22 protein-coding genes are annotated in these 24,985 nt (G+C 46.8%); 11 read left to right on the top strand and 11 right to left on the bottom strand.

Annotated features, from left to right (window positions below):
- The first annotated feature begins 22 nt into the window (after positions 1-22).
- Positions 23-1,975 (top strand): penicillin-binding protein 2, encoded by a 1,953-nt coding sequence (gene mrdA / locus IEX60_RS10815; RefSeq protein ID WP_188750438.1) that lies wholly within the window; start codon positions 23-25, stop codon positions 1,973-1,975.
- On the top strand, positions 1,968-3,239 hold the full coding sequence (rodA, locus tag IEX60_RS10810) for a rod shape-determining protein RodA (protein ID WP_188750436.1): 1,272 nt from the start codon (positions 1,968-1,970) through the stop codon (positions 3,237-3,239). Before mrdA ends, rodA begins: the two co-directional genes overlap by 8 nt.
- 135 nt (positions 3,240-3,374) lie before the next feature.
- On the opposite strand, the gene IEX60_RS10805 is transcribed toward rodA, so the two are convergent.
- The gene (locus IEX60_RS10805) at positions 3,375-3,707 is read right to left on the bottom strand and encodes a hypothetical protein (RefSeq protein ID WP_188750434.1); all 333 of its coding nucleotides are present in this window, start codon (positions 3,705-3,707) and stop codon (positions 3,375-3,377) included.
- 107 nt (positions 3,708-3,814) lie between these two features.
- Here IEX60_RS10805 and IEX60_RS10800 point away from each other — a divergent pair, with 107 nt between their 5' ends.
- The gene (locus IEX60_RS10800; protein WP_188750432.1) at positions 3,815-4,753 is read left to right on the top strand and encodes a sugar phosphate isomerase/epimerase family protein; all 939 of its coding nucleotides are present in this window, start codon (positions 3,815-3,817) and stop codon (positions 4,751-4,753) included.
- Here the strand turns inward: IEX60_RS10800 and IEX60_RS10795 are convergent.
- Positions 4,731-5,099: an MIP/aquaporin family protein gene (locus IEX60_RS10795; protein WP_188750430.1), complete on the bottom strand. Its 369-nt coding sequence runs from the start codon at positions 5,097-5,099 to the stop codon at positions 4,731-4,733. The genes IEX60_RS10800 and IEX60_RS10795 overlap by 23 nt on opposite strands.
- Before the next feature lie 2 nt (positions 5,100-5,101).
- Positions 5,102-7,558: a penicillin acylase family protein gene (locus IEX60_RS10790; RefSeq protein ID WP_188750428.1), complete on the bottom strand. Its 2,457-nt coding sequence runs from the start codon at positions 7,556-7,558 to the stop codon at positions 5,102-5,104.
- 192 nt (positions 7,559-7,750) lie between these two features.
- On the opposite strand from IEX60_RS10790, the gene IEX60_RS10785 reads away from it, so the two are divergent.
- From IEX60_RS10785 to IEX60_RS10770, 4 genes are read left to right on the top strand one after another with little or no spacing between them, the layout of a single operon-like run.
- Entirely contained in the window at positions 7,751-8,740 is a 990-nt protein-coding gene (locus IEX60_RS10785) for a PstS family phosphate ABC transporter substrate-binding protein (protein ID WP_188750426.1), read from the top strand.
- Position 8,741: 1 nt separating this feature from the next.
- On the top strand, positions 8,742-9,635 hold the full coding sequence (gene pstC, locus IEX60_RS10780; RefSeq protein WP_188750423.1) for a phosphate ABC transporter permease subunit PstC: 894 nt from the start codon (positions 8,742-8,744) through the stop codon (positions 9,633-9,635).
- Entirely contained in the window at positions 9,635-10,483 is an 849-nt protein-coding gene (locus IEX60_RS10775) for a PstA family ABC transporter permease (protein WP_229717524.1), read from the top strand. Before pstC ends, IEX60_RS10775 begins: the two co-directional genes overlap by 1 nt.
- A 1-nt stretch (position 10,484) precedes the next feature.
- The gene (locus tag IEX60_RS10770; protein ID WP_188750422.1) at positions 10,485-11,246 is read left to right on the top strand and encodes a phosphate ABC transporter ATP-binding protein; all 762 of its coding nucleotides are present in this window, start codon (positions 10,485-10,487) and stop codon (positions 11,244-11,246) included.
- A gap of 27 nt (positions 11,247-11,273) precedes the next feature.
- On the opposite strand, the gene IEX60_RS10765 is transcribed toward IEX60_RS10770, so the two are convergent.
- From IEX60_RS10765 to IEX60_RS10740, 6 genes are all read right to left on the bottom strand, one after another.
- Positions 11,274-12,662 carry an alpha-L-fucosidase gene (locus IEX60_RS10765; protein WP_229717523.1) on the bottom strand — a complete coding sequence of 463 codons (1,389 nt, stop codon included), beginning with the start codon at positions 12,660-12,662 and terminating at the stop codon, positions 11,274-11,276.
- A 116-nt stretch (positions 12,663-12,778) separates the two neighbouring features.
- Complete coding sequence (locus IEX60_RS10760; RefSeq protein ID WP_188750420.1) at positions 12,779-13,213, bottom strand: hypothetical protein; 435 nt, start codon at positions 13,211-13,213, stop codon at positions 12,779-12,781.
- Positions 13,214-13,277: 64 nt separating this feature from the next.
- Positions 13,278-14,447 carry a clostripain-related cysteine peptidase gene (locus IEX60_RS10755; RefSeq protein ID WP_188750418.1) on the bottom strand — a complete coding sequence of 390 codons (1,170 nt, stop codon included), beginning with the start codon at positions 14,445-14,447 and terminating at the stop codon, positions 13,278-13,280.
- Positions 14,448-14,481: 34 nt separating this feature from the next.
- A complete protein-coding gene (locus tag IEX60_RS10750) occupies positions 14,482-15,423 on the bottom strand; it encodes a FimB/Mfa2 family fimbrial subunit (protein ID WP_188750416.1) in 942 nt (313 codons plus the stop codon).
- Positions 15,424-15,489: 66 nt separating this feature from the next.
- Positions 15,490-17,166, bottom strand: coding sequence for an Mfa1 family fimbria major subunit (locus IEX60_RS10745; RefSeq protein ID WP_188750414.1), 1,677 nt, complete (start codon positions 17,164-17,166; stop codon positions 15,490-15,492).
- A 59-nt stretch (positions 17,167-17,225) separates the two neighbouring features.
- Complete coding sequence (locus IEX60_RS10740) at positions 17,226-17,879, bottom strand: DUF3575 domain-containing protein (RefSeq protein ID WP_188750412.1); 654 nt, start codon at positions 17,877-17,879, stop codon at positions 17,226-17,228.
- A 506-nt stretch (positions 17,880-18,385) separates the two neighbouring features.
- On the opposite strand from IEX60_RS10740, the gene IEX60_RS10735 reads away from it, so the two are divergent.
- The gene (locus IEX60_RS10735) at positions 18,386-18,739 is read left to right on the top strand and encodes a hypothetical protein (protein WP_188750410.1); all 354 of its coding nucleotides are present in this window, start codon (positions 18,386-18,388) and stop codon (positions 18,737-18,739) included.
- Here IEX60_RS10735 and kdsA read toward each other — a convergent pair whose 3' ends face one another.
- On the bottom strand, positions 18,740-19,549 hold the full coding sequence (kdsA, locus tag IEX60_RS10730) for a 3-deoxy-8-phosphooctulonate synthase (RefSeq protein ID WP_188750408.1): 810 nt from the start codon (positions 19,547-19,549) through the stop codon (positions 18,740-18,742). It lies immediately after the preceding gene.
- Between the two features lie 56 nt (positions 19,550-19,605).
- On the bottom strand, positions 19,606-21,798 hold the full coding sequence (recQ, locus tag IEX60_RS10725; RefSeq protein ID WP_188750406.1) for a DNA helicase RecQ: 2,193 nt from the start codon (positions 21,796-21,798) through the stop codon (positions 19,606-19,608).
- Positions 21,799-21,895: 97 nt separating this feature from the next.
- Here recQ and IEX60_RS10720 point away from each other — a divergent pair, with 97 nt between their 5' ends.
- The 3 genes from IEX60_RS10720 (at position 21,896) to IEX60_RS10710 (ending at position 24,976) form a co-directional block, all read left to right on the top strand.
- The gene (locus tag IEX60_RS10720; RefSeq protein ID WP_229717522.1) at positions 21,896-22,861 is read left to right on the top strand and encodes a KpsF/GutQ family sugar-phosphate isomerase; all 966 of its coding nucleotides are present in this window, start codon (positions 21,896-21,898) and stop codon (positions 22,859-22,861) included.
- 168 nt (positions 22,862-23,029) lie between these two features.
- The gene (locus IEX60_RS10715) at positions 23,030-24,112 is read left to right on the top strand and encodes a mannose-1-phosphate guanylyltransferase (RefSeq protein WP_188750402.1); all 1,083 of its coding nucleotides are present in this window, start codon (positions 23,030-23,032) and stop codon (positions 24,110-24,112) included.
- 102 nt (positions 24,113-24,214) lie between these two features.
- Positions 24,215-24,976 carry an enoyl-CoA hydratase/isomerase family protein gene (locus IEX60_RS10710; protein WP_188750400.1) on the top strand — a complete coding sequence of 254 codons (762 nt, stop codon included), beginning with the start codon at positions 24,215-24,217 and terminating at the stop codon, positions 24,974-24,976.
- Positions 24,977-24,985: the final 9 nt, after the last annotated feature.

The following is a 24,985-nucleotide window of genomic DNA, read 5'->3' as shown; positions in this document are numbered from 1 at the left end:
ATGAAGTTTACGAGTGGGGTAAATGAATAGTTTTTTCGAGCGTAAGTACATTATTCAAGGTATTTTCATTGCAGTAGCGGTCATTATTGCCGCGAGGCTTTTTTACCTGCAGCTGATTGATGAGTCATACCTGCTTTCGGCCAACAACAACGTCTTGAGAAAGATGGTCATCTACCCTGCCCGGGGGGTTATTCTTGATCGGAATAGCAAAGTACTTGTGCAAAATGAACCCGTTTATGACCTGTTGGTAACCCCAAGAGAAGTGAAAGATATTGACACCGCATTACTATGCGAATTGGTCGGTATTGATAAGGATGGCTTTAACCGCAGGATGGCGGCTGCACGCAGCTATTCCCCCTACAAAGCGTCTCAGTTTGAAAAACAGATTCCTGCCACCGCTTATGCCAAATTGCAGGAGCACTTGTACAAATTCAGGGGATTCTACGTGCAGAACCGGACCGTGCGCAGCTACCCCGATAGTATCGCCGCTCAGTTTTTAGGTTATATACAGGAAGTTAATGACCGCGATATCGAACGGTCAAAAGGCTTCTACCGACCAGGGGATTACATTGGTGCCAGTGGTGTGGAAAGTGCGTACGAAGAATTACTAAGGGGCCAGCGTGGGGTGAAAAATGTGATGGTCGATGCGTTTAACCGGCCCCAGGGTGTTTTTGCAGATGGCAAATACGACACATTGGCCGTGGCAGGGGACGGACTGGTTTCGTCGTTGGACAAAGATTTGCAGATCCTCGCTGAGAAGTTAATGCGCAATAAAATCGGCAGCGTGGTGGCTATTGAACCCGCTACCGGTGAGATATTGACATTTGTAAGTAGCCCCAGTTACGACCCGAACATGATGGTGGGCCGCGAACGGGGAAACAATTACATGAAGCTATTGAACGATCCGTATAAACCGATGTTTATACGCCCCATACAGGCACAGTATCCACCCGGATCTGTGTTCAAAGTGGTCAGTGCACTAACGGCCCAACAGGCCGGTTTAATCGACCAGCATACCATATTCAATTGTCCCGGTGGATATCGCTACGGTGGCGGGCGCGCAATTATGCGTTGTACGCACGTGGACGGGCCAATTCCGTTGATTACCGCCATCCAACGTTCGTGCAATACCTATTTCGGTTATACCTACGCCCGGATGATCGACCACCGTGGCATGCCGACCGGAGAAGCGTATACGTTGTGGCGTGACGCGGTGATGAAATTTGGCATCGGGCACCCTTTGGGTATTGACCTGCCCGGCGAAAAAAGTGGCCTCCTCCCTACTGCGGATTTTTATACCAAACGCTATGGCAACGCAAAATGGGGATCCAGCTATAACATTTCATTGTCTATTGGGCAGGGCGAAATGGGTATAACTCCGTTGCAAATGGCCAATATTATGGCCATCGTGGCCAACCGGGGTTTTTATTATCGTCCACATCTCATCAAAGGAATTGGTGAAAAGAAAATTGTCAAACCCGAATTTGCCGAAAAAATTTCTGCAGGTGTTGATGAGAAATATTATGAGCCTGTGATCGAAGGATTGAGCCGGGCGGTGAATGTACCGGGTGGTACGGGATATTCCGTCAGAATCGCTGACATCGAAATGTGTGGAAAGACGGGCACTGCACAAAATCCCCATGGGGCAGACCACGCCGTATTTTTCGCTTTTGCACCTCGGGAAAATCCCAAAATTGCCATTGCCGTGGTGGTGGAAAATGCCGGATATGGGGGGACCTGGGCAGGTCCTATCGCTAGTATGTTGGTTGAACAATACCTGAAAGACACGATCACACTTCCGAAGTTTATTCAGGATCGCATTTATAATGCGGACCTGTTGCCCAAGCCAAAGACTGAAAAACCGAAGGAAACGGTTCGGACAGCACCCCGGGAGGCCCATACACAACCGGGATCTTCCGATGAACATGTTGAATTTATTCACCACAGCGTTGCTGCATTAAACCGATATGAGTAATCAATCCAGGCATCGATTTTTTGGTGGCGACGTCGACTGGTTCACCGTGCTACTTTGGTTTTCATTGTGCATTATTGGATGGTTTAACATCCATGCGGCGGTATTTGATCCGGAGTATCCGAGCTTGTTCAACCTGAATACCAACTACGGCAAACAGTCCATCTACATTTTTTCGGCGATGGTTCTTGCCGTTACCATTCTCATCGTGGATGCGAAATTTTACAGCTCCATCTCCCCCATCTTATATGCCATTACGCTTTTACTGCTGATTGCCGTACTCCTCATTGGCCGCAATGTGGGTGGCAACCAGGCCTGGATACCGATTGGTAGCTTCAGGCTGCAGCCTTCGGAATTTGCCAAGCTGGCTACGTGTTTGTTGCTGGCACGATATCTAAGCGCACAAAGTACCAAAAGCCCCAACCTCAAAAGCTTATTGCTAGGGGCAATCATCGTTCTGCTTCCGGTTATCCTGGTATTGTTACAACCGGATACGGGTTCTGCTTTGGCATTTTTTGCACTGGTGTTCGTTTTCTACCGCGAAGGCTATATTTCGGGAGCATGGATGCTGTTTGGTGCACTCTGCATTTTACTCTTTGTGCTGGCACTCGCTTTCAATCCGTGGATGGTAGTCCTGTCGTTAGCAGTAATATGCGGATTGGGCATCTATTACTTCCGAAAGAAGACGAAGATCATCATCAATCTTGTCGTGCTATTTGTACTATCTGCCGTCTACGTTTTCAGCGTAGAGTTTGCGTACGAAAATGTGCTCCAGTCGCACCAACGTAATCGCATTGATGTAATCTTGGGAAAGATCGATGATCCCCGTGGAGAAGGATACAACCTCAACCAGTCGATGATTGCTATTGGCTCCGGGCAGTTTTGGGGCAAAGGGTACCTACAAGGGACCCAAACCAAATATAATTTCGTCCCCGAACAAAGTACCGATTTCATTTTTTGCACCATTGGTGAAGAATGGGGGTTTGTGGGATGTATGGTCGTAATCGGCATTTACCTGACCCTGCTATTGCGCATTGTCAACATTGCCGAACGGCAACGTACCGCTTTTGCACGCATATATGCCTATGGAGTGGCCTGCATTCTGTTTTTCCACTTTGCCATAAACATTGGCATGACCATCGGAATTGTGCCGATAATCGGTATCCCGCTGCCCTTTATCAGTTATGGTGGATCATCCCTATGGAGTTTTACCATCCTCCTGTTCATTATGATCAAGTTTGATTCAAATCGGAAGGGAATTGTTTAGTTACCAAATGCGCGGCCCTGCAAGGGTCGCAGGGCACTACGCAAATGGCTGCACACATGAATGACAACAAAATTAATAGATTAATAATAAAATCCTAAATTTTTTGAAATTTTTTTATCATTAACCAAATAACCCTTACAAATCTGTTTGTTCGTCTACTTGGACATTGCGAATAAAATCCTCATAGAATGGATGATCCCGATCCGAATAAGTACCGTAGGCATTGAGTAAGTAACCAACCTGGCCATCGTCCGCGTGGATTGCGTAAATCACCGACATATCCGCCGGGTCAGACTCGCCTTCAAATCGATAAACCTTAACGATTGTTAGTGAAGATGGTTGGTAAATCGTCGACTGTCCCTCAAAATAGGCACCTTCTTTGTTAATAATCAGTTCCCGGCCGTACCCTTTTTCGCGGAGGCGTTCCATTACAACAGACAGTGGGGTCATGGATCTGGATGTACTCATGGTATATTCTTTTCTTACTAAACAAGAGGCCCGTGGTAATGTTTAGCATCACTTTTTATTTCCTATCTTTATTTTTCTATCTTTATTCCATCAAATCAATTTCCAGTATGGACCGCAGAAAATTTATTACAATAAGTGCCGCATCCAGTGCTGTTTTAGCAGCCCCCTTCAAAATTGCAACGGTTTCCAAACCGGAAAAACGTTATCAAAATGGGGCCAGTCCCTGGCCAATCTGTTTGGATACGGCGACCATCCGTACGGCCTCCTCCCTTCGGGAAAAGGTATCGATTGCAGCCAAGGCGGGTTACGACGCAATCGAACCCTGGGACAACGAATTGGAACAATTTGAGGCTGAGGGTGGAAACCTAAAAGATCTGGGCAAAGAAATTGCCGACCTGGGGCTCTTTGTCCCGAGTGTTATTGGCTTGTGGAACGCGCTTCCTCCCACACAGGAGTTATTCGATGAATCGCTGAAAGACACACGCCGGCGTATGCGGATGGCCGCCAATATTGGTTCACAGCATATTCAAACCATTCCCAATACCGTGGGCGATCCCTACGATCCCAAATGGGTGGCAGCCCGCTACCGTGACCTCATCGAAATAGCAAAAAACGATTATAACCTTGAGGCAGCATTGGTATTCGTCAAATATTTCCCATTGAAAACACTTGGCCAGGCCATGGCCATCGCGTTGGATGCCGATCATCCGGGGGCAATGGTCATTCCCGACACGTATCACATGTATATTTCAGAAGGTGGCTTTAACGGTTTGCCGCTTGTCAGCGGAAAGAGTTTCGCCATTTTTCAATTTTCGGATGCCCCAGCAACACCTGCCCTCAATCAATTGGATGACAGCCACCGGGTGTATCCAGGCGATGGGATCCTACCTTTGGCCAAGATACTGCAGGACCTCAAAGCCATCGGCTTTGATAAATGCGTATCGTTGGAATTATATAATCCGGAATACTGGAAGCAGGATCTCCAACAGGTAGCAGAAACCGGTTTACGGAAAACCCTATCGGTTATCCGCGAGGCGGGCGTGTAAGTTGGCTGATTTTTACACCTGCAAGCCCAGAGAATCCACCAATAAGCCCGGCCACGCATGCAGCAATGATCGATACTAGGGCGATAGCCGGCACATCCGCCAATGCGGGAAGTCCAGCCGTGAAAATGCCTGCCACCCTGCTTGTCAGATCCGTTTGGGCACCTAGGTGCAAGTAGATCGAATAGCCTATCCATAAGGTCGCACTGGCAAATGCTGAAGTCCAGAATGCAGGCACCGGTTTGCGGGGTAAGAAGAAACAACTAACAAAACACACCGGAGCAATCGTCCACCAGGGTCCGAAATAAGAAGACACACCGCCCAGCAACAGTATTAATGTATACAGCATAGTTATCTATCTTTGGGAGTCAATAAAATACGGCGCAACAGTCTCCCCGATTGTTCGTCCGCATGTTTCATAAACAATAACGTATCCAACTGACCCGCTGCCCAGCGGTCTATCATATTGTCATAATATTTACTCCCCGGATTACCGGATTGTCCGCCCGGATACAAACCATAGGCTACCGGCCAATCGGTATCCAGCTGTACCACCATGCGCCAGGAAGGTCCATGCTTACCTGAAGTGGCGTTGACAACCCCGCTTCCACCACCGTTCATCACATTTGTCCGGCCGAAAGAAGTAAAATTGGGCACGAGGTGCATGATCCGGGTTTGCTTCACGTTAGACCATGCCCAGTTGCGCGCTGATATTTCCCCGAAACGTTCGCGCAATTCGGCCATCGCGGTCTTAAAACTACTGCAGATAATATCGTCTATGTTCTCGACGGTATCCGGCGTATCTACGCGGTCAAACCACTTAGCCCCCGGTTCGTGATTAATGAGCTCAAACGTGCGATCCAGACTTGGATATAGCAAGCGTTCACTTGCCGGAAACTCATCGCCCCATACCCCCCTCAGCAAATCACCCAGCCAGCTTTCAAAAATAGTAGCTCCCACGGCATCTGCATCGTTCCGGTAATTCCATCGCTCCAGCGCATCGTATTCAGCCGAGTGCCGGATGGAGTCGTCCAAGGCCAATGACACCAGCAAACGGGGCAATATACGTCTTGCATCCACATTGAAATTGTCGTTTTGCAACATCCGCAAACTATCCGCCGTAGCACGTACCATGGCATCCAACCGCTCGTTAATACGTATTGCACGGCTGGAGTGGGCAAACCGCCAATCCAGGTAATAGGGATACGTGGTGTCTGCCGGAAACTGGTTAGCGGAGCTGACAAATCCCCGTGGCGGATTTTTCACACCTGGATTTTGCTCACGGGGAATCCATCCCTGCCAATCGTGTGCAGCCAGGGTACCGTCCAGCAGGAACTTCCCCTGTTCCCTCCACTTCAACGGAAGTTTCCCATTCGATACAATGGCAATATCACCTCCGTTGCTGGAAAACACGAAATTCTGCGCCGGTGCGGTAAAATAAGTCAGTGCTTTGCGGTAATCTTCGTAGTTGGTCGCACGGTTCAAGTAATAGAATGTCAATACATCCGCCCCGTCGGTCTCATTGGCTACCCACCGCATGGCATAGCCGACCGGAATATTGGGGGCATAATTCGTCGACTGCTTCTTATGATAGACAATTGGACCTTGATGCGTGTAAAACAAAGTATCCAACACCTGAGAACCATCTTTCATGCGATAAGATTCGGTATACCGGATGGTTGGTTTCCACGCTCCATCGTGCCAGTAGGCGTTTAGCGTGGAGTCCCGGAAGCGTACCCTGTAGAAGTCCATCACATCGGATCCGGTGTTGGTGACACCCCAGGCAATATCTTTGTTGAATCCGATAATGATGGCAGGTGTACCGGGCAGGGCAACACCGTACACGTTGACATTGGGAGATGACAGTTGCATCTGGTACCAAATAGAGGGTAGTGTCAATTGCAGGTGCGGGTCATTTGCCAGGATGGGTAGGCCCGTGGCCGACTTGCTTCCGCTTACCGCCCAATTGTTACTTCCAACCTCCGGATGCGGTTCAGGTACAGCGAAGGCAAACAGGCCGGTATCCGGTGGGGCGGTAACCGTGTCGGGCACGGCGGGTATCGCTACGGGAGAAAAGGCCCACGGAGTTCCCTGGGGCACAATGGGCGATTCAATAGCCGGATAGTCCGGAAAGAGCCCTGCCACCACATCTGGGCCATACTTAGCCAGTACATTGGTGATGCGGGAGTCGTTACTTCCACCGTTCAACGTATGCCGCATGTTCATTAACATCAGAATGGATTTATAGGACGACCAAGGTTCCGGCTTATAATTCAAGAGTTTGTATTCCACCGGCAGGTCTTTATCCGACAATTGACGGATGTATGCATTTACACCGGCGGCGTAGGCCTCCAATATCCGATTGGCAACGGTATCGTTCTTTAACCTATCAGCGATCGCCGCAGCCGTTCTCGCCATCCCGATGCGCCGGTTATAGCGATCGTATTCCAATGCCCCCGGGCCTACCACTTCTGTAAGCCTTCCTGCAGCCACCCGTGTATAAAATTCCATTTGCCAAAGGCGGTCTTTTGCAATAACGTATCCCTGTGCAAAGTAGAGATCGTCATCGTTCTGTGCAAAAATGTGCGGCACTGCGTTATCGTCGTACCATACGGTGACTTTACCATGCAAGCCTTCCAATGCGACCTCCCCATTTCCCGTATCCGGATTCCGTTCCGCATTTTGGAGAAATCCAACAAATGGATTAAATAGTTTACCCAAAGGAGGAATCACTCCCCAGGAACGATTGAATGTATAAATAAGCAGTAGGGCAAAAAAAAGCGGCCAAAGATGTTTAATCAGTCTCATCTGTATTTAGGCTTCGTTTTTACTAATAGGTTTTGTTTATTCAAACATACAGAAACCAAGCGACATCACCAAATCCGAATACAATTGTTTGATAAAAGGTCACATTTTTTTAAACCTCAAAGCAATCATAGCATATAAAGTCTACCAATTTTGTATATATTTGCGGCCTCAAATGTAGACTAAGGATAGGATATGGGGATTACGTTCGTGAAACGTTTGACGACAAAATCGGTTACTGTATTTGTACTGGCAGCGATTATGCTGGGCGGATGTGCACCGAAAAACTCATCCGGTTGGGATCCGGAAAAGGGATTACAGGGTACCGTCAGCATATCGGGTGCTTTTGCGCTTTATCCGCTTGTCGTATTGTGGAGTGAGCAATTCAAAGAAGTCCACCCACATGTCCGTTTCAATATTTCTGCCGGAGGCGCCGGTAAGGGCATTGCCGATGCATTGACGGGCATGGTAGATATTGGATTGGTATCGCGAGATATACACCAGCAGGAGATTGACCGGGGCGGATATGTCATTAACGTAGCGCGGGATGCAGTTGTGCCGACCACCAGTGATCAGAACCCCAACTTAGCCTCTATCCTTCGCCAGGGAATTAAACAAGACGAGTTCAGACGGCTTTTTATAGATGGAACAGCTTCCAAATGGAAACAGATCAATCCCTCGTTCTCTGATGATGATCTACATGTATATGTCCGTTCGGATGCTGCGGGTGCTGCCGAAACGTGGGCCGCTTACCTGGGAAAATCACAGGAAGATCTTAAAGGCATCGGAATTTTCGGCGATCCCGGTATTGCCCAAGCCATCCAGAAGAACCCACTGGCTATCGGCTTCAACAACATCAATTACGTATACGACATCAAAACCGGCAAACAGACGCCAGGTATCCGCGTGGTGCCGATTGACCTGAACGGCGATGGTACGCTTGGCCCTGGGGAGGATTTCTACGGCGATCTTGATAGTCTGACAAACGCCGTTGCAACAGGAGCTTATCCTTCGCCTCCATCACGTAACTTATCCTTTCTGGTAAAGGGCAAGCCAAAGGATGCGGTCGTTATTGAGTTCATCAAATTCGTACTCACCGATGAGGCACAATCCCTGCTGCTGGAAAACGGGTATATCCCGCTAAACGAAAAACAACTATTGGAAGAACTTGCAAAACTGAATTAATTTGAATTTTCGGATATTTAAAGACAAGCTGATTGCGAATGCGATGCTGATCCTCTCGATCTCATCGGTTTCCTTTGTTTTTCTGATTGGCATAGGCCTATACCTGCGCGCTGCGCCGTTGTTTGAGGAACATACGCTGTTTTCTCTTTTCAGCGGGAGCAATTGGGCGCCATCCAAGAACCAGTTTGGGTTCTATCCGTTTATCATGGGTACGCTGTCGGTCACGCTGATCGCGATTGTGGTTGCACTCCCCCTTTGCCTCCTTACGGCCATTTACCTGGCAGAATATGCCAAATCAGGTGTCCGGAAAGTTATGTTGCCATTGATGAACATCCTTGCCGGTATCCCTCCGGTAATTTATGGCGTGTGGGGTATCTTCTTTGTGGTACCAATCGTCCGTGAATACGTCGCCCCACAGTTTACGGAGTATTCCAGTGGTTATACGGTATTTACGGGGGGTGTGGTTCTAGCAGTCATGATCTTCCCAATCCTGGTGAGCATTGTTTCTGAGGTATTGAGCACGATCCCGAAAGAATTGAAAGATGCGTCGCTATCTTTGGGAGCCACCAAATGGGAGACCATAAAAAAAGTAGTCCTGAAACGTGCGCTTCCGGGTATCGTCGCTGCAACCGTATTGGCAGTTTCCCGAGCTTTCGGAGAAACCATTGCAGTGCTGATGGTATGCGGAAATGTACCGGTTGCACCCTCGTCGGTATTTGATGGCGGATACCCGCTGCCGGCGCTGATCGCCAACAATTTCGGAGAAATGATGTCGATCCCCCTTTATGATTCAGCGTTAATGTTTGCCGCTTTATTGCTATTCGTCATCATTTTCCTTTTTAATCTGATTTCGCGTATCATTCTCAATCGCATTGAACACAAATACAGCGCCTGATGGGTATCAAAAAGAGAAAAACCGAAGAAACAATTGTCAAGATATTAATGATATCCGCATGCGTAATTGTGGGCTCCAGTCTATTTCTGATTGTGGGCACCATCGTCGTGAAGGGTATCCCCTATCTAACCTGGGACATGGTATCCAAAGCCCCACAAGGAGGCTTTTATATCGGTAAAGAAGGCGGAGTACTCAATGCCATCATTGGTTCCCTGTATGTGGCCGGCGGTGCTACGGTATTGGGGCTGATCATTAGTATTCCTATTTCGGTTTACCTGAATATTTACCTGAAAAGCGGCAGCTTGCTGAGTAAGTCGGCCAAACTGGCTTATGATGTGCTATTCGGCATCCCTTCCATCGTATACGGTGCATTTGCGTTCAGCATCATGATTTGGCTAGGTGTACGTGCCTCGCTGTTGGGCGGTGTAATTGCCGTCACGTTGCTTATTATTCCGATATTGGTACGTACACTGGATGAGGTTATTGCCACGGTACCCCGGGAGCTAAAACATGCCGCTTTATCTTTGGGAGCCACGCGGTGGGAAACAGCTAAGGTGATTTTACGGCAAATCAAACCGGGCATTTATACCGCCGTTTTATTGTCTTTCGGCAGAGGAGTAGGCGATGTCGCATCCGTACTATTTACCGCTGGTTTCAGTGACAATATACCGATATACATCGATGAACCGGCAGCTACGCTGCCGTTAGCCATCTTTTTTCAACTGAGCAGCCCCATACCTGAAGTACAGGGACGGGCCTATGCTTCGGCACTCATTCTTACCTTGATTATCTTGGTAATTGTTATCGTTTCTCATTTTCTGGCAACTAAACATAAACACAAACTATAAGATGACGCAGCATCCACTTATCCGTGTCAGGGACCTGAATGTGCATATTGATGGACAGCATATTTTAAAGAACATCAATATCAGCATTCCGGATAAAAGCGTAACCTCCATCATCGGCCCGTCGGGATGCGGAAAAACCACCTTATTAAAAACCTTCAACCGACTGCTGGACGACACCGCAAATGTAACGGTGTCAGGCAGCGTATTGGTGGATGACGAAGACATTTATGCACCCCATGCCGAAGTGACCCACATCCGCAAAAAGATGGGACTGCTATCCCAACGGCCCTACCCCTTGCCCATGTCGATTTATGACAACGTAGCCTATGGCCCCAGAATACACGGTATCCGCGACAAAAGCACCTTAGATTCGATTGTTGAAAAACAGTTGAAAGATACCGGGCTATGGGACGAAGTAAAAGAACGGCTGCATGGCCCAGCCAATAAGCTCTCCATCGGCCAACAGCAACGGCTCTGTCTGGCCCGTGGATTGGCCGTACAACCTGAAATCATCCTCGGTGATGAGTCTACATCTGCACTTGACCCAGTATCGACGCACACCATTGAAGATCTCTTTGTCCGGTTAAAGGAACAATATACCATCGTATTGGTCACACACATTCTCCGGCAGGCGCGCCGCATTTCGGATTACATCATCTTTGTATACATGGGTGAAATCGTAGAATTTGGTCCCACGGAAGAAGTGCTGCTCCATCCAAAGGAAGAACTTACCCGTCAGTATGTAAAGGGATTTATTAGCTAGTGGGTGGCTATCCGCTATTGGCAGACCTCATTCCAAAAACAACTCAATCACCGGGATTTCAATCTGGGGTTTTACCACCGGAAGGTCCACGATCAGGTCGTTTTCACCAGCGGTAACGGTGGTATGCCCACCTGCTTCGGCAGACGAACGCGAGGTATATCGTATCTCTGATCCGTCATGCAAAAACTGGGCATATTTCACTTTTCCTCGATAATTCGGCAAATACAGCGTTTTGAAAGGCCACTGCAGCAGGTGAACGTATAGCCGGTTGGTGGTTGGGTTGTAGGTAAGCAGGCAGTTATCCGGTTTTTCGAATTTTTCGGGCGCGGCGGTGCAGCCATAGATAGCCCTACTGTTATATTTCATCCATTGACCGATGGCATCCAACCGTTCGGTAGCGCGGTCGTCAAAATTACCGCGGGCGGTCGGCCCAACATTTAGCAGTAAATTACCCCCCTTGCTAACCACTTCAATCAACATGGCGATCAACTGGTTGGGACTTTTCCAGGTGTTTTCATCGCGGTGATAACCCCATGAACCCGAAAAGGTCTGACAGGTTTCCCACGGTACACGCACACCATTGCGCTCAGGCCAAGCCTTTGGCATAAACTGTTCAGGCGTGACATAATCCCATCCCCACGGCTTATCAGGTAAGTCGAGCCGATCGTTGACCAAAATTCCGGGTTGCAACTTCCGGACCAATTCAAGCAGGCCTTCACTATCCCAATCTTCATGGCCCTTCCCGTTCTCTCCGGGGTATGAAAAATCGAAAAACAATAGGTCTATTTTACCATAATTGGTAAGTAATTCCGTTAACTGATTTTTGAGAAACTGCCTGAAGCGCCCCATATCTTTTTGGCTGTTTTGGGCGATGGCAGCTTGGTCATTGCGTAGCGGGTGCACCCGATCGATCGTAAAATCCGGATGATGCCAATCAATCAGTGAAAAGTAAAACCCCACTTTCAATCCTTCGGCGCGGACAGCCTCCACGAACGGTTTAATAAGATCTCTTTTCGCAGGTGTATTGGGCGCTTTAAAATCGCTGTATTGAGTATCCCATAAGCTGAAACCCTCATGGTGGCGGGCCGTCAGCACTACATATTTCATGCCTGCAGCTTTTGCCTGGGCGGCCCACGCTTTGGGGTCATACAGGTCGGGATTGAATACATTAAAATATTTTTCGCGGTACACATCAGGCGCGATCTGCTCATAGTTTTGTACCCACTCATGACGGGCCGGCACCGCGTATAATCCCCAATGGATAAACATACCGAAACGATCTTCCTGCCACCATGCCATCCGCTCTTTCTTTTGTTCCGGGGTTTCTGCTGCCCATTTCGGCGTCTGTACTTCCTGAGCGAAAAGCCCCGTCACGATAGTCAATGCAGTAACAGCGGTTGAGATCATTTTCTTCATAATCTGAGCCTATCTTAAGTTTATGATACAAAAATGCATTTTCTCCTGTAAATCCGATTCATTTCAATTGATCGAATATTCAGTCGGATTGACTTTATACCCGCATTAATTAGTTGCTATTCAGATTCGGGGAATGACAGACATAATTTTTCTGCAATGGCTTCGACAGTTAAACATTTTGTCAGCATCAGGTCAATAGCAGCAGACCGGGAAACCGTTTGCAGTTGATACAGATTTTTCCGATCGATAAACAAAGCAATTTTTGCTTTTGGATATTTCGTGCGGATGCGTTGAACATACCGTTGGTCACGCATCTCTATCATTAACCGTTCTTCTAATACGACAAGGTTGTAAATGTGTGAGGAATCATTCAGTTCGCTTTCCAACCCAAATTGACCAACGGCTTTGGCATTTGATTCAGGTAAGTAGTGTTTTACCATTTCAAGAAACATAAGTTGCTCGACCACAATGTCGTCAGCAATCAGCACCTTCAACCCTTTTTTTGTTCGGGATATGGACTCAACATATCGACTGATTGTATCTGGATTCATGATCGATACTATTTGTTATTTGATAGGACAATTCTGCGTTCGTCTCCATGCACTGCGTAACGTGTCAATTCAATTTATACCAAGTGAGGTCCTTATATCGCTCATTGAGGGAAGGAAAACGTTCCTGAGGGATGTATGTAGTGATACCGCTGTGGTAATTGATCTGAAAACCCAGCTGACCTGGAATGAAGGAAGGTGTTGCCGCTTTATAAACCACGAGTGTATTGAGCAAAGAGGCTAGCTGGTTTCTACCCACGTCGTCGGTTTTGCGGCCATGGTAATCGGCAAAATCAAAAAACAAACGATGGTTGCGGTATCGATCGAAATGCTGGATATCGAATAGGTCTTTTTCTGACACCTGGTTACCGGTATTTAGCTTAACCCAATTTGCCAGCATTGAGAGGCCCGCGGTTCTGGTTACGGTAATCGTGGCGGAACGGTAGTCACCCGTTTGAGCATTCCAAAAATCAAAATATGCCTTTGCGAATCCGGCAAGATCCGGTTGTGACTGATACAGCATCGGTAGTGCTTCCGGGTAGATCGGCAGAAAACCAGGTGACACAATTTCGGCTGCGGATGAAATGACATAGTCGGTCTTATCTTTGAGCTCGTAGAGCACCTCGATGCCTGCCATAAAGCAGGCTTCGAAGGCGATAAAATCGAAGAAGTGATCGGGAATTGCAGCGGCGAATTCCACTAAGTCCAATTCGTCTGAACCGTCCATGGCGACGGTATACGTACGTATGGGAGTGGTACCCATTTGTAAGATAGCAGATTCGGGACGAGTGAGGGTGCCTTTCGGCAGCCAACCCGAGGCATGAGAGAATAAGATCAGCCCATAAGAATCCGCCCGGAAGGACGTTTTCACGTCCACCAATACCCTTTGGAATGTTTCACCGGTTGCACTATTTTGTTCGGGATAGGTTTTGATAACCCGGATTTGATTTTCACCATTCTCAGCAGCATAGACCTCCAGCAATTCCGGCGATTCATTACGGCTGTCTTTATAGATCACCAGGTGATCTTTACCTCCCGGAAATCCGAGACACAGCGCTTCGATCTTATCTTTGGATTCTGTATACAAGCTATTATCGGCACCTAAATAATATAGGATGGTACGGGTTGGTAGATCGGGTTCAGGTTCGATGGAAGGATCTATTTCCACATCATCTCCGCTACAAGCATTGAGCAGCCCCAATAGCAGGCAGATTATACCTGCAAATAGCCGTTTCATGTTCCTGTATCTATGATAACATTGCATAGAGAAGTCAAATCAATATATACCCGTCACTATATACTTTCCAATTCTCGATGTAGATAGTCAAGCCGACATTGATTCGATACACGATCTCAATGTCAAAACCTGTTGAACATGCTAAGTCGATTCCCGGCACACGTTCCAGCAACTCCAAGAAAATTTCGTCAACCAACCGCCTACCCGTGGTCGGATCGATGATTTGTAGACGCGTATAGTCACCCTCTTCTTTTAAGGGCCAATTGATTAACGTCTTTCCCTCAAAAAGGCCATCTTGCTCCTGCAATGGGATGTAAATCAATGGGTTTCCGGTAAGATAGATTTGCTCCATTTCAAACGTATACTGTGCGGCATTTCCCGCAAGTGCAACCTGATAGTGAGTGTTGGCTATACCATCTACCGTGACATTCAGCGTTTTTGTTTGTTGGACCAAAGTTACCGAAAGCTCCTGACCTTGTGTTTCGGGCTGCACCGTAAGCGTATCGTTTCCGAGATAAAGCACCCGTTCGGCCGATAGCAACGAACCGTTCCGCTGTTCAAGGTAGCTCGATACGGCTGCATCCCGTATATTTGTTACCCCTGGTACAAATGGTGCGCCACGCAATTGATCATTGTCGAATCCAGCAACGGCTACGAATTGGTAGTAGGCAGGCACTAAGGACAACTCCACCTGATAACTGCTTCCGGTTGGAATGGTATCTACTTGTTGCATGAATCGACCATTGTGATCAAATAAAAACACCGTTAAGCGGTTTAGGTCTGTTGGAATTATGGGGTCTTCAGCACACTTTTGGGAGGAAATAAAGGAAAACGCGATAACGACAGGCTGTGGCAGACAGATTTCCAGATCTTCTTTGATACAGCTTGTTAAAATCAATACCAGCATACAGCTATACAGCCTGGAATTCCGGGTAGCCTTCATGAATAATCGTCTATCGCGTATTATTGATTTCATTTAGCAGAGGTCTTGACACCACAAGACCTCCGCGATAAATTTAGCTTTCAACTTGAAAACGTTGAATCAATTTAGTTCATACCCTTCACTGGGATCGTCAACATCCCAAGGTTCAATGGAAATTTCCACATTAAGCCCGGTTGCCACTGGAGTGATGCTAATCACATCATCGGGAAATATTGGTGTTCCTGTGAATGTTTTGGGAAACCAATCCCCGGGGTAAATAGGTGTACCTCTATATGTACCCGGCGCGGCTCCCATTACCGTTGCTTCGCTCAGACTACCATCTTCATAACCGCCAGGTATCGCATCTGGCTTTGTTGTACCGATGTAGTTCACCCCGGTAATGTTAGCTACATAGACGGTATTACGAAGAACATCATATGGATGAGTTGCCCCTGAATTTCCCGTAGGGTTTAGGTAAATCCTGTAATAACATTCGCTGTTATCATAAAAAAAGATATAATGGTCGGATTCACCTTGTATTGCATCGGAGTCATGATTAGGAGTTGCACTAGCAACAATTGCGTGCCCAGCAATATTAGTAGTAAACCACGTACCCGTTACAAAGGCTCGTGCATCGGCTAGATCATCAAAGTAACGGGCCCCGAGTGCATCCACACCATCTGTATTATCTCCCGTGAATACCGCATATAATTCTGGAAGCGTCGGACCAGAATAATAGGTTGAAGCGTCACCGCTGGTAGGGTCTGCACCCAACAGGTGCGGTATAAATTCTGCCTTAATACTTACATAGGTGACATCTTGATGCCGGTGTGAAGCCGATGTGTTTTCCGTAGCATACTGGACGTATGTAGCCGGGTTCTGAAAGTCACCATCTCCCGCAACGAGTGGACCATTTATGTCCTTATAATCACCTGTATTTACTGCTTGTAAAATACGGTTATTGTGAGGGCTGCTAGGAGCTCCAACAAAAGGTATGGTGTTGTCGGCATGATTTGGATCTTCACCGGGTGTGCCAAGAAGAGGTGACACGAACATCTGATTATTCAGTTGGCCAACGGCAAACTGAAAATTGGTAATGGTTCCGCCACTTACATCATTGAACGCAGTACTAGTGGCACCTCCTGCTGTTGTTACAACTACTTTAGCTACCAATCTATTCACTGATACATTGAAAGTATAGTCGTCCACCACATCTGCTTCCGCAAACGTTACATTTGTACCCCTAGTGGAAGAAAAAAACGCTAAATTAGACGCACCTCCAGCACCCGGAGAGCCGGATAGTAATTCTGCAAGCAGGTCATCATCTTCAAATATTTCATTGACATAATATCCCGTTCGTAGCCTATCTACAATCAAATCCGGTAAGTTTATACCAACATATACCAGCTTGTCGCCCTCCTTAACATCAAATTCAGCTGTTACAAAGGTGGTGCCATCGCTTGGGTTTTTAAACTCACCCTCATCGGGAGGGGTTGTTGAAGTAAAGTCAGGGGATGCCGTACGAATAAAATGATGATGATCGACGGCATAGCTTCCCCCATTTTCATAGATAAACACGTCGATGTGATCCGCATAGATTTCTTCCGGGGCAGCATACAGATCGCTAGCTCCAGGTGCATACGTCCGTATACTCTTTGGTATTGAAATGGCCAGTTTCGCTTTCACCAACTTCCCTTCCGGCCCCACATTTGTCGGATCTTCCCCCCCGTTCGGTCTCTTACACGCCCCTACCGCCAATCCAATCAGCGCCAGGCTTAGTAATTGTTTGATTTTCATAAGTAAAAATTTAATTGTTTTGAAATTTGATTGTTTGATTTAGTAAACCATATAATTAATTAGTAAAGTGCATAACTAACCGAGAGATAGATAATTGACAGCGATGATTTTCCCGGACCGAGGTACCGCCTCGTACCAGCTCCTTTGAAGGCCCCGCAGGTTTTACATTCGTAGCTGTCATACCAGAGGTACGAAAAAACAAGCGTGGTACCGATTTCTCCACGCCATCTTTCCCCCAGTCCAAACTGATTGGCATAGGTAACCCCTCCCCCCGTACCCTGCCCCTGATAGCGGGTATTTTTAGGGTCGGGGAACATGCCAAATGGGATGTTTATACCTCCCGTATTGTAATACAGGTAGTGAAGTTGCAAGCCAATAAAGGATTGCACATTAATAAATGAACCACGAAAAGTCTCTCCAAACCAAATACGGAATTCAGGTTGAAAAGCCAGGTGCTTAATTTTTTTATTATCGTTAAATGTCCATGGATTGTAACTGACAGGAAGACTAACGCTGAACCGCCCTTCCGAAAAAATTTCAACGCCCGCATTCAACGTGGTTGTGGCTAGCTCGGTTACATTGGTCTTGACCACCAGCATCGGGTCTACCCATCGGCTCCCACCAATTTGAGCCGGGAGACCAATCGGCATATAGGTAGCGGAAGGCATTACACCACGGTACTCCCGGAGCACAGGCGAACGGTAGTGAAACACTTCCTGTGCTTGAAGGCTACCAACAAAAAATATCGATATTAATATCAGGATTATATGCCCCCATCGATTGTATGATTTTTTGGCAAACAGTGCCTTTCTATCCCCAACTACAAACACACTTATTAAATTGAATAAACTGAACAAAAAAAATATAGGCGGCAAAAGACATTAACTCTATCTTGCTTTCAGTGTTACCTGGCGAATGAATAAAATGGAAACCATTGGTTTAAAGCTGAAAGGCAATAGGTAGAAATATGTAATATGCTATGCTAAAATTTCATTTTTATAATTAATTATTCACATCGGATTTTAACGGATCCGATCAATGTACTTTCAAGACAAATCAACCAGCTTTTTGGCACTATTTATGGTAAGTAAGGTTGAGTTTTTTAAAAGTTACATTTGTTTTGTCATAAGTAAATTTTGTTAGGTCGATGCAACCAACGTGGCTAATATATAGAATATATTCTATATATAATATTTTTTTTAATTTTTCATAGTTTGCTATGTCAAGCCCGCTGAAGCGTATTAAAACTTATCTTGATCACAAGGGCATCAAAATAAGCGCCTTTGAAAAGTCTGTAGGGCTTTCGAACGGTTCTTTCGGTGGTCAGCTAAAAAAGAACCGCACAATCGGCATCGATAAGTTAGAAAATATACTAATGACATATCCGGACCTGAACGCACATTGGGTGATAACCGGTAAAGGAAATATGCTCATTGGCGAGCATGAAGAGACACAAAAAGTTGCACAACAACACTACGAGCGTACCATTGATTCCTTAAATCGTGTAATTGCTGCACAGCAAAAAACAATCGCTGCGCTGGAAAAATTGTTGATGGACTGTCAAATTGTATAATTACAGCGCGGCGCGCAGCCTTATCAACTTCACCAACAGGTCTTCCAGCAGGTCCAAATGCAGCATATTTGCTCCGTCAGATTTGGCATTGGCCGGATCGGGATGCGTTTCAATAAACAGGCCATCTGCTCCGACAGCAATGGCCGCCTTGGCGATGGTTTCGATGAGTTCTGGCTTTCCACCGGTAACCCCCGAAGATTGATTGGGTTGCTGCAGGGAATGGGTGCAATCCATAGTTACCGGAACCCCAAATGTTTTCATTTCAGGGATTCCCCGGAAGTCTACAATGAGATCCTGGTAACCGAATGTATTTCCCCGGTCGGTTAGCAACACACGATGGTTGCCTGCATCTTTTACCTTGTCAACAGCAAATCGCATGGCACCTGCCGATAAAAATTGACCTTTTTTTATATTTACCGTTTTGCCCGTCTTTGCCGCCGCTACGAGCAATTCCGTCTGCCGGCATAGGAAAGCAGGTATCTGCAGAACATCTACATATGCTGCCGCCATAGCTGCCTCGTGGCTTTCGTGTATATCCGTGACAGTGGGTACCCCAAATGTCCGGTTTATCTTTTGCAGAATGTTCAGCGCTTTTTCATCGCCGATACCCGTAAAAGAATCTGCCCGCGAACGGTTGGCTTTACGATAGGATCCTTTGAAGATATAGGGTATTTCCAGTCGGTCGGTAATGGATACAATACGCTCGGCAATACGCATTGCAATATCTTCGCCTTCAATCGCACATGGACCGGCCATCAGGAAAAAATTACCAGAGGCAGTATGCTTAATACCGGGTACGGTGTGTTGCATTATTTTATAGCAGTTATCAGCTTTCGGCTTTGAACTATCAGATGTAGTGATTTCAATTAATTTCCAAGCTCGGACATAAATTTAATACGCATCAGTTGAATTTCTTCGTACGTATAGTCTTCCGGTCCCAGGTCGCGCAGCGCTTGGTCTATCGAGTCGATTTCGGCACTGCGGAAATAATCAAACACTTCATCCTGACGATCCTCGTCAATGATTTCATCTACAAAGTACCCCAAATTAAGTTTGGTTCCTGAATTGACAATGGATTCCACCTCCTTCAACAGGTCTTCATACGTAATACCTTTTGAATGAGCAATGTCTTCCAAGCCAATCTTCCGATCGATATTCTGAATGATGGAGACTTTCAGCGCAGATTTATTGGCCGTCCCTTTGATTACCAGATCCTGTGGTCTGTCGATCTCGTTTTCAGTCACATATTGCTTAATAAGCTCAACAAACTGAGCACCGAATTTCAGAGCTTTACCTGCACCCACCCCGTGTATCTGCTTCAACTCGTCAATGGTAATCGGATAGTGGGTACACATTTCGTCCAACGAAGGATCCTGAAACACAACGAAAGGCGGCAAGCCTTTTTGCTTAGCAATTTTCTTCCGTAGCTCTTTCAGCATTTTCAGCAGCTGCGTATCCACAGCGCCCCCGCCCTGCTGTGCAGGTTCCTCGCCGCCATCTTCAGTAGCTGCCTCCATTGGCTTATTCAATATAAAACGGATACCATACGGATTTTCGATGAACCGCCTACCGGACTCGGTAAGCATCAGCAATCCGTAGTGATCAATATCTTTTGCCAGGAAATTATTTAACACCGCCTGCCTGATCAACGACTTCCAATAGATCACTCCGTGTTCTTTACCGCTACCGAATAACGGATGGGTATCGTGTTTATACGATGATACAGGTTGGTTGTTTTGCCCCATGAATACATTGATGATATGGTGGTCATCAAATTTCTCGCCCTGTTCCTGAATAAATTTCAGTACATTCAGCAATGAATCTTCCGCATCAAAGTGGGTCTGCTGGCTACTGCAGTTGTCGCACATGCTATTACAGCCCGTCTCGTCGAAGTTCTCACCGAAATAATGGAGGATCTGCTTACGCCGGCATACCGAAGACTCCGAATAATCGATCACTTCCTTCAGGATCTGTGTACCGATCTCCCGTTCCGAAACCGGTTTGTCTTTCATGAACTTGGTCAGCTTCTCGATATCCTTTTCCGAATAGAATGCCAGGCAATACCCTTCACCGCCATCACGACCCGCACGGCCGGTTTCCTGGTAGTAACCTTCCATACTCTTGGGAATATCGTGGTGAATGACGTAACGCACATCGGGTTTGTCTATCCCCATACCGAAGGCAATCGTCGCCACAATCACCTCCACATCTTCCATCAGGAATTTGTCTTGTGTGTCAGCACGGGTTTTGGCATCCAACCCTGCATGGTATGGCAAAGCCCGGATCCCGTTGATATTGAGCACCTCGGCAATTTCTTCTACCTTCTTACGGCTTAGGCAATAGATAATTCCCGATTTCCCTGTGTTATTCTTGATGAACCGCACAATCTCCTTCACCACATTCCGTTTCGGCCGCACCTCATAATACAGATTAGGCCGGTTGAATGAAGACTTAAATAACGTCGCATCATTCATCTGCAGGTTTTTACGGATATCTGATTGCACTTTGGGCGTTGCAGTTGCAGTAAGTGCTATCACCGGTATATTGCTGCCGATGGAGTTGATAACAGATCGTATTTTACGGTATTCCGGGCGGAAATCATGCCCCCATTCAGAAATACAATGGGCTTCATCGACTGCGACAAAAGATACCGTAATCAGTTTTAAAAATTCTACGTTCTCCGCTTTAGCAAGTGATTCAGGCGCAACATAAAGCAATTTTGTTTTGCCTGCCATTACATCCTGCCTCACACGGGTGATGTCACTTTTGTTTAACGAAGAGTTTAAAAAATGGGCGATGCTGTCATCGCCACCAAATGAACGGAGTTGGTCGACCTGATTTTTCATCAATGCGATAAGCGGCGAAATGACAATCGCCGTACCTTCACTCATTAATGCGGGAAGTTGATAGCAAATGGACTTTCCGCCTCCCGTGGGCATAATTACGAATGTGTCCTTTTTTTGCAGAATATTGGTGATGATGGCTTCCTGATCACCTTTAAATGTGTCAAACCCAAAAAATTCCTGTAAATTATCAAATAATCTTTTCTCTATTTCCATTGCGCCTTTCGCAAAAATTTAGATAGACTCGTACCTAAGAATGCCCAAAATAACATATTTTTGCGCATATCAGTATCTAAAATTAGAAAATATATTTGTGAAAAGCAATTCCGAAATCAAAAATATCGCAACAAATGTATTGAAGCAAGAAGCGGACGCTTTGAACAAATTAACCGAACGGATTGATAGTGATTTCATTGCCGTAGTAAGCGATATTATCACGCTTCAAGGGCGGGTTGTGGTGACGGGAGTTGGAAAAAGTGCCATTATTGCCCAAAAAATTGTATCAACTTTGAATTCCACGGGCACACCGGCAATTTTTATGCATGCCGCCGACGCCATTCACGGGGATTTGGGCATTATTCAGCAGGACGACCTGGTAATTGCCGTATCCAAAAGTGGTAACACGCCTGAAATTAAGGTATTGGTACCACTGCTCCGGCAAACATCCAACCGACTGGTAGCCTTGGTTGGCAACACGCAATCTTACCTGGCCGACCATGCCGACTATATCCTCGATACAACGGTAGAAAAGGAAGCCTGCCCGCATAACCTCGCCCCAACCACCAGCACAACCGCCCAATTGGCGATGGGTGATGCCCTAGCGATCTGTTTACTGGAATGCCGTCAATTCAGCGACCGTGATTTCGCCCGCTATCATCCCGGTGGTGCACTGGGTAAACGCCTGTATCTGAAAGTTTCTGATCTAGCCGCGCAGAACAGCAAACCAGCCGTTCGGCCGGATGCATCCGTGCGGGAAGTCATCGTATCCATCACCAAGCACCGGTTAGGGGCTGTTGCGGTAGTGGATGGATTACAACTTGTCGGCATTATTACCGATGGCGATATCCGACGTATGCTGGAAAACCATACACAGATTGACGGGCTTACTGCTAAAGATATCATGGGCCGCACTCCCAAAACAATTGATAAGAATGAGCTAGCCATTCACGCCTTCGACATCATGCGAAAAAACAACATCACACAACTTTTGGTGTTACATAATACGTCTTATGACGGAATCATACATTTACATGATTTGTTGAAAGAAGGGATTATTTAATGGAACTCAGATGACACAATGTGCAGTACATTAAAGCAATTTTGGCTAAGTTTGCTCCCAAGAACGTAAGGACAAGATTAAAAACCAAAGCAGATAACCAAATATGCAGGGCCGAAAGCTGAAAGCCGATAGCTGATAGCCGATAGCCCAAAACGGAAAAAAACATACATGAAGAATTATTATGCCGTAATTATGGCTGGCGGAATCGGAAGCCGATTTTGGCCTGTGAGCCGTACACGACTGCCTAAACAGTTTATCGACATGATGGGAACGGGTAAGACACTTATTCAGGCAACGTACGATCGTTTCCGGAAAATTGTACCTAAAGAGAACATTTTCGTGGCCACGAATGAATCCTACGCCGAATTGGTGCGCGAGCAATTGCCCGAATTATTGGATCATCAGCTGATCCTGGAGCCTATTATGCGCAATACCGCTCCTTGCATTGCCTATGCGAGCCATAAGATTCAACAACTGAATCCGGATGCAACCATGGTTATCGCGCCGGCAGACCACCTGATTCTTGAAACCGACGTGTTTGCGGACGATGTGATCAAAGGGCTCAAGTGTGCAGAAAAAAATGATTGGTTGATTACACTCGGAATCAAACCTTCTCGGCCGGATACAGGTTATGGGTATATCCAATACGGAAAAAGTGCCCCGGTACCCGGATTGAAAAAAGTAAAGACATTTACTGAAAAACCCAACCTCGAACTCGCAAAAACATTTCTTCAAAGCGGAGATTTTCTTTGGAATGCGGGCATCTTCATCTGGTCGGCTAAATCAATTATTGAAGCGTTCAATAAATACCAGACGGAGATGAACGATGTATTCAAAGAAGGAGCTGAACTCTACAACTCAGACCGCGAAGCCAAATTCATTTCCGGGGCGTTTGTACGCTGTGTGAATATATCTATCGACTTCGCCATTATGGAAAAGGCAGACAACGTCTATGTGCTGCCCGCCGATTTTAGCTGGTCAGATCTTGGCACATGGGCATCGGTTTACGAATTAGCTGAAAAAGATTACCTGGGTAATGTGTCTACTTCTTCGGAACATGTCATCGTATACGATTCTTCCAACTGCATGATCCATGCCCCTAAAGAAAAGTTAGTCATTATCAAAGGGCTCCACAACTTCATCGTTGTCCAGTCTGACGATACGCTCATGATCTGCCCCAAAGACCAGGAGCAGGGCGTCAAACAGGTCGTTGCCGACGTGAAGGAGAAGTTTGGAAATAAGTATATTTGATGATGGAACAGATTTTTGCCACGGATTCCACGAATTGACACCAATCTATGAACATCCGCGGGAATCTGCCAAATCTGTGTCATCCGCGTTCAATTTACAACGATGGATTCGGGATTTGTAAAAACGGAAATTAATGGCGATGGCCTGGCAGTGGTAACCTTCGGGCATCCTGCCCATAATTCGTTGCCCTTGGGTTTACTCGATCAATTGAGTAAGCAGATCCATACCGCGGGCAGTCATCCAGACGTCCGGCTTATCCTGCTTCAAAGCGCGGGCGAACGGACGTTCTGTGCCGGAGCAAGTTTTGATGAATTGCTGTCCATAACGGAGATCGATGCGGGAACTGTTTTTTTTTCGGGCGTGGCCGATGTCATCAATGCGATACGTACCTCACCGAAACTCATTATCGGCAGGGCACAGGGAAAAGCTGTGGGCGGCGGTGTGGGGTTGATAGCGGCCTGCGATTACTGTTTTGCAACAGCGCAAACCGCCGTCAAACTCAGCGAAATCAGCATCAACATCGGTCCGTTTGTCATTGCTCCGGCCCTGGAACGTAAAATCGGCATCTCGGCATTCACACAGCTTTCCTTGAACCCCACCCGTTTTTTTGAGGCAGATTGGGCCTTACAACGAGGTCTGATTCACTCGGTACACACGTCGATAGCTGAAATGGACAGTGCGATCGGTGAGTTTTGCGAATCCCTGCTTCCTAAAAATCCGGAGGCGCTTGCTGCGCTCAAGCAAACCCTGTGGCGCGGAACCGAACATTGGGCTCAACTACTCTATGAACAGGCTGCCATCAGCGGCCGGTTGGCCCTCAATCCGGAAACCAAACAGTTGTTATCGGAATTTAAAAGGAAATGATCGTATCCC

It is taken from the genome of Parapedobacter defluvii, from assembly GCF_014642075.1.
Taxonomy (GTDB): Bacteria; Bacteroidota; Bacteroidia; order Sphingobacteriales; family Sphingobacteriaceae; genus Parapedobacter; species Parapedobacter defluvii.
Note: the sequence above shows the minus strand (reverse complement) of the source record. Positions and strands in the feature narration are given on the sequence as shown.

Bases quoted from the DNA above. Each gene is read 5' to 3' on its own strand.
- IEX60_RS10800 (WP_188750432.1), top strand. From the start codon at position 3,815: ATGGACCGCAGAAAATTTATTACAATAAGTGCCGCATCCAGTGCTGTT.
- kdsA (WP_188750408.1), bottom strand. From the start codon at position 19,549: ATGCAACACACCGTACCCGGTATTAAGCATACTGCCTCTGGTAATTTT.
- IEX60_RS10760 (WP_188750420.1), bottom strand. From the start codon at position 13,213: ATGAATCCAGATACAATCAGTCGATATGTTGAGTCCATATCCCGAACA.
- IEX60_RS10795 (WP_188750430.1), bottom strand. From the start codon at position 5,099: ATGCTGTATACATTAATACTGTTGCTGGGCGGTGTGTCTTCTTATTTC.
- IEX60_RS10750 (WP_188750416.1), bottom strand. From the start codon at position 15,423: ATGAAATCAATAATACGCGATAGACGATTATTCATGAAGGCTACCCGG.
- IEX60_RS10710 (WP_188750400.1), top strand. From the start codon at position 24,215: ATGGATTCGGGATTTGTAAAAACGGAAATTAATGGCGATGGCCTGGCA.
- IEX60_RS10765 (WP_229717523.1), bottom strand. From the start codon at position 12,662: ATGAAGAAAATGATCTCAACCGCTGTTACTGCATTGACTATCGTGACG.
- IEX60_RS10790 (WP_188750428.1), bottom strand. From the start codon at position 7,558: ATGAGACTGATTAAACATCTTTGGCCGCTTTTTTTTGCCCTACTGCTT.
- IEX60_RS10775 (WP_229717524.1), top strand. From the start codon at position 9,635: ATGGGTATCAAAAAGAGAAAAACCGAAGAAACAATTGTCAAGATATTA.
- IEX60_RS10735 (WP_188750410.1), top strand. From the start codon at position 18,386: ATGTCAAGCCCGCTGAAGCGTATTAAAACTTATCTTGATCACAAGGGC.
- IEX60_RS10770 (WP_188750422.1), top strand. From the start codon at position 10,485: ATGACGCAGCATCCACTTATCCGTGTCAGGGACCTGAATGTGCATATT.
- IEX60_RS10755 (WP_188750418.1), bottom strand. From the start codon at position 14,447: ATGAAACGGCTATTTGCAGGTATAATCTGCCTGCTATTGGGGCTGCTC.
- IEX60_RS10715 (WP_188750402.1), top strand. From the start codon at position 23,030: ATGAAGAATTATTATGCCGTAATTATGGCTGGCGGAATCGGAAGCCGA.
- recQ (WP_188750406.1), bottom strand. From the start codon at position 21,798: ATGGAAATAGAGAAAAGATTATTTGATAATTTACAGGAATTTTTTGGG.
- IEX60_RS10805 (WP_188750434.1), bottom strand. From the start codon at position 3,707: ATGAGTACATCCAGATCCATGACCCCACTGTCTGTTGTAATGGAACGC.
- mrdA (WP_188750438.1), top strand. From the start codon at position 23: ATGAATAGTTTTTTCGAGCGTAAGTACATTATTCAAGGTATTTTCATT.
- IEX60_RS10785 (WP_188750426.1), top strand. From the start codon at position 7,751: ATGGGGATTACGTTCGTGAAACGTTTGACGACAAAATCGGTTACTGTA.
- rodA (WP_188750436.1), top strand. From the start codon at position 1,968: ATGAGTAATCAATCCAGGCATCGATTTTTTGGTGGCGACGTCGACTGG.
- IEX60_RS10745 (WP_188750414.1), bottom strand. From the start codon at position 17,166: ATGAAAATCAAACAATTACTAAGCCTGGCGCTGATTGGATTGGCGGTA.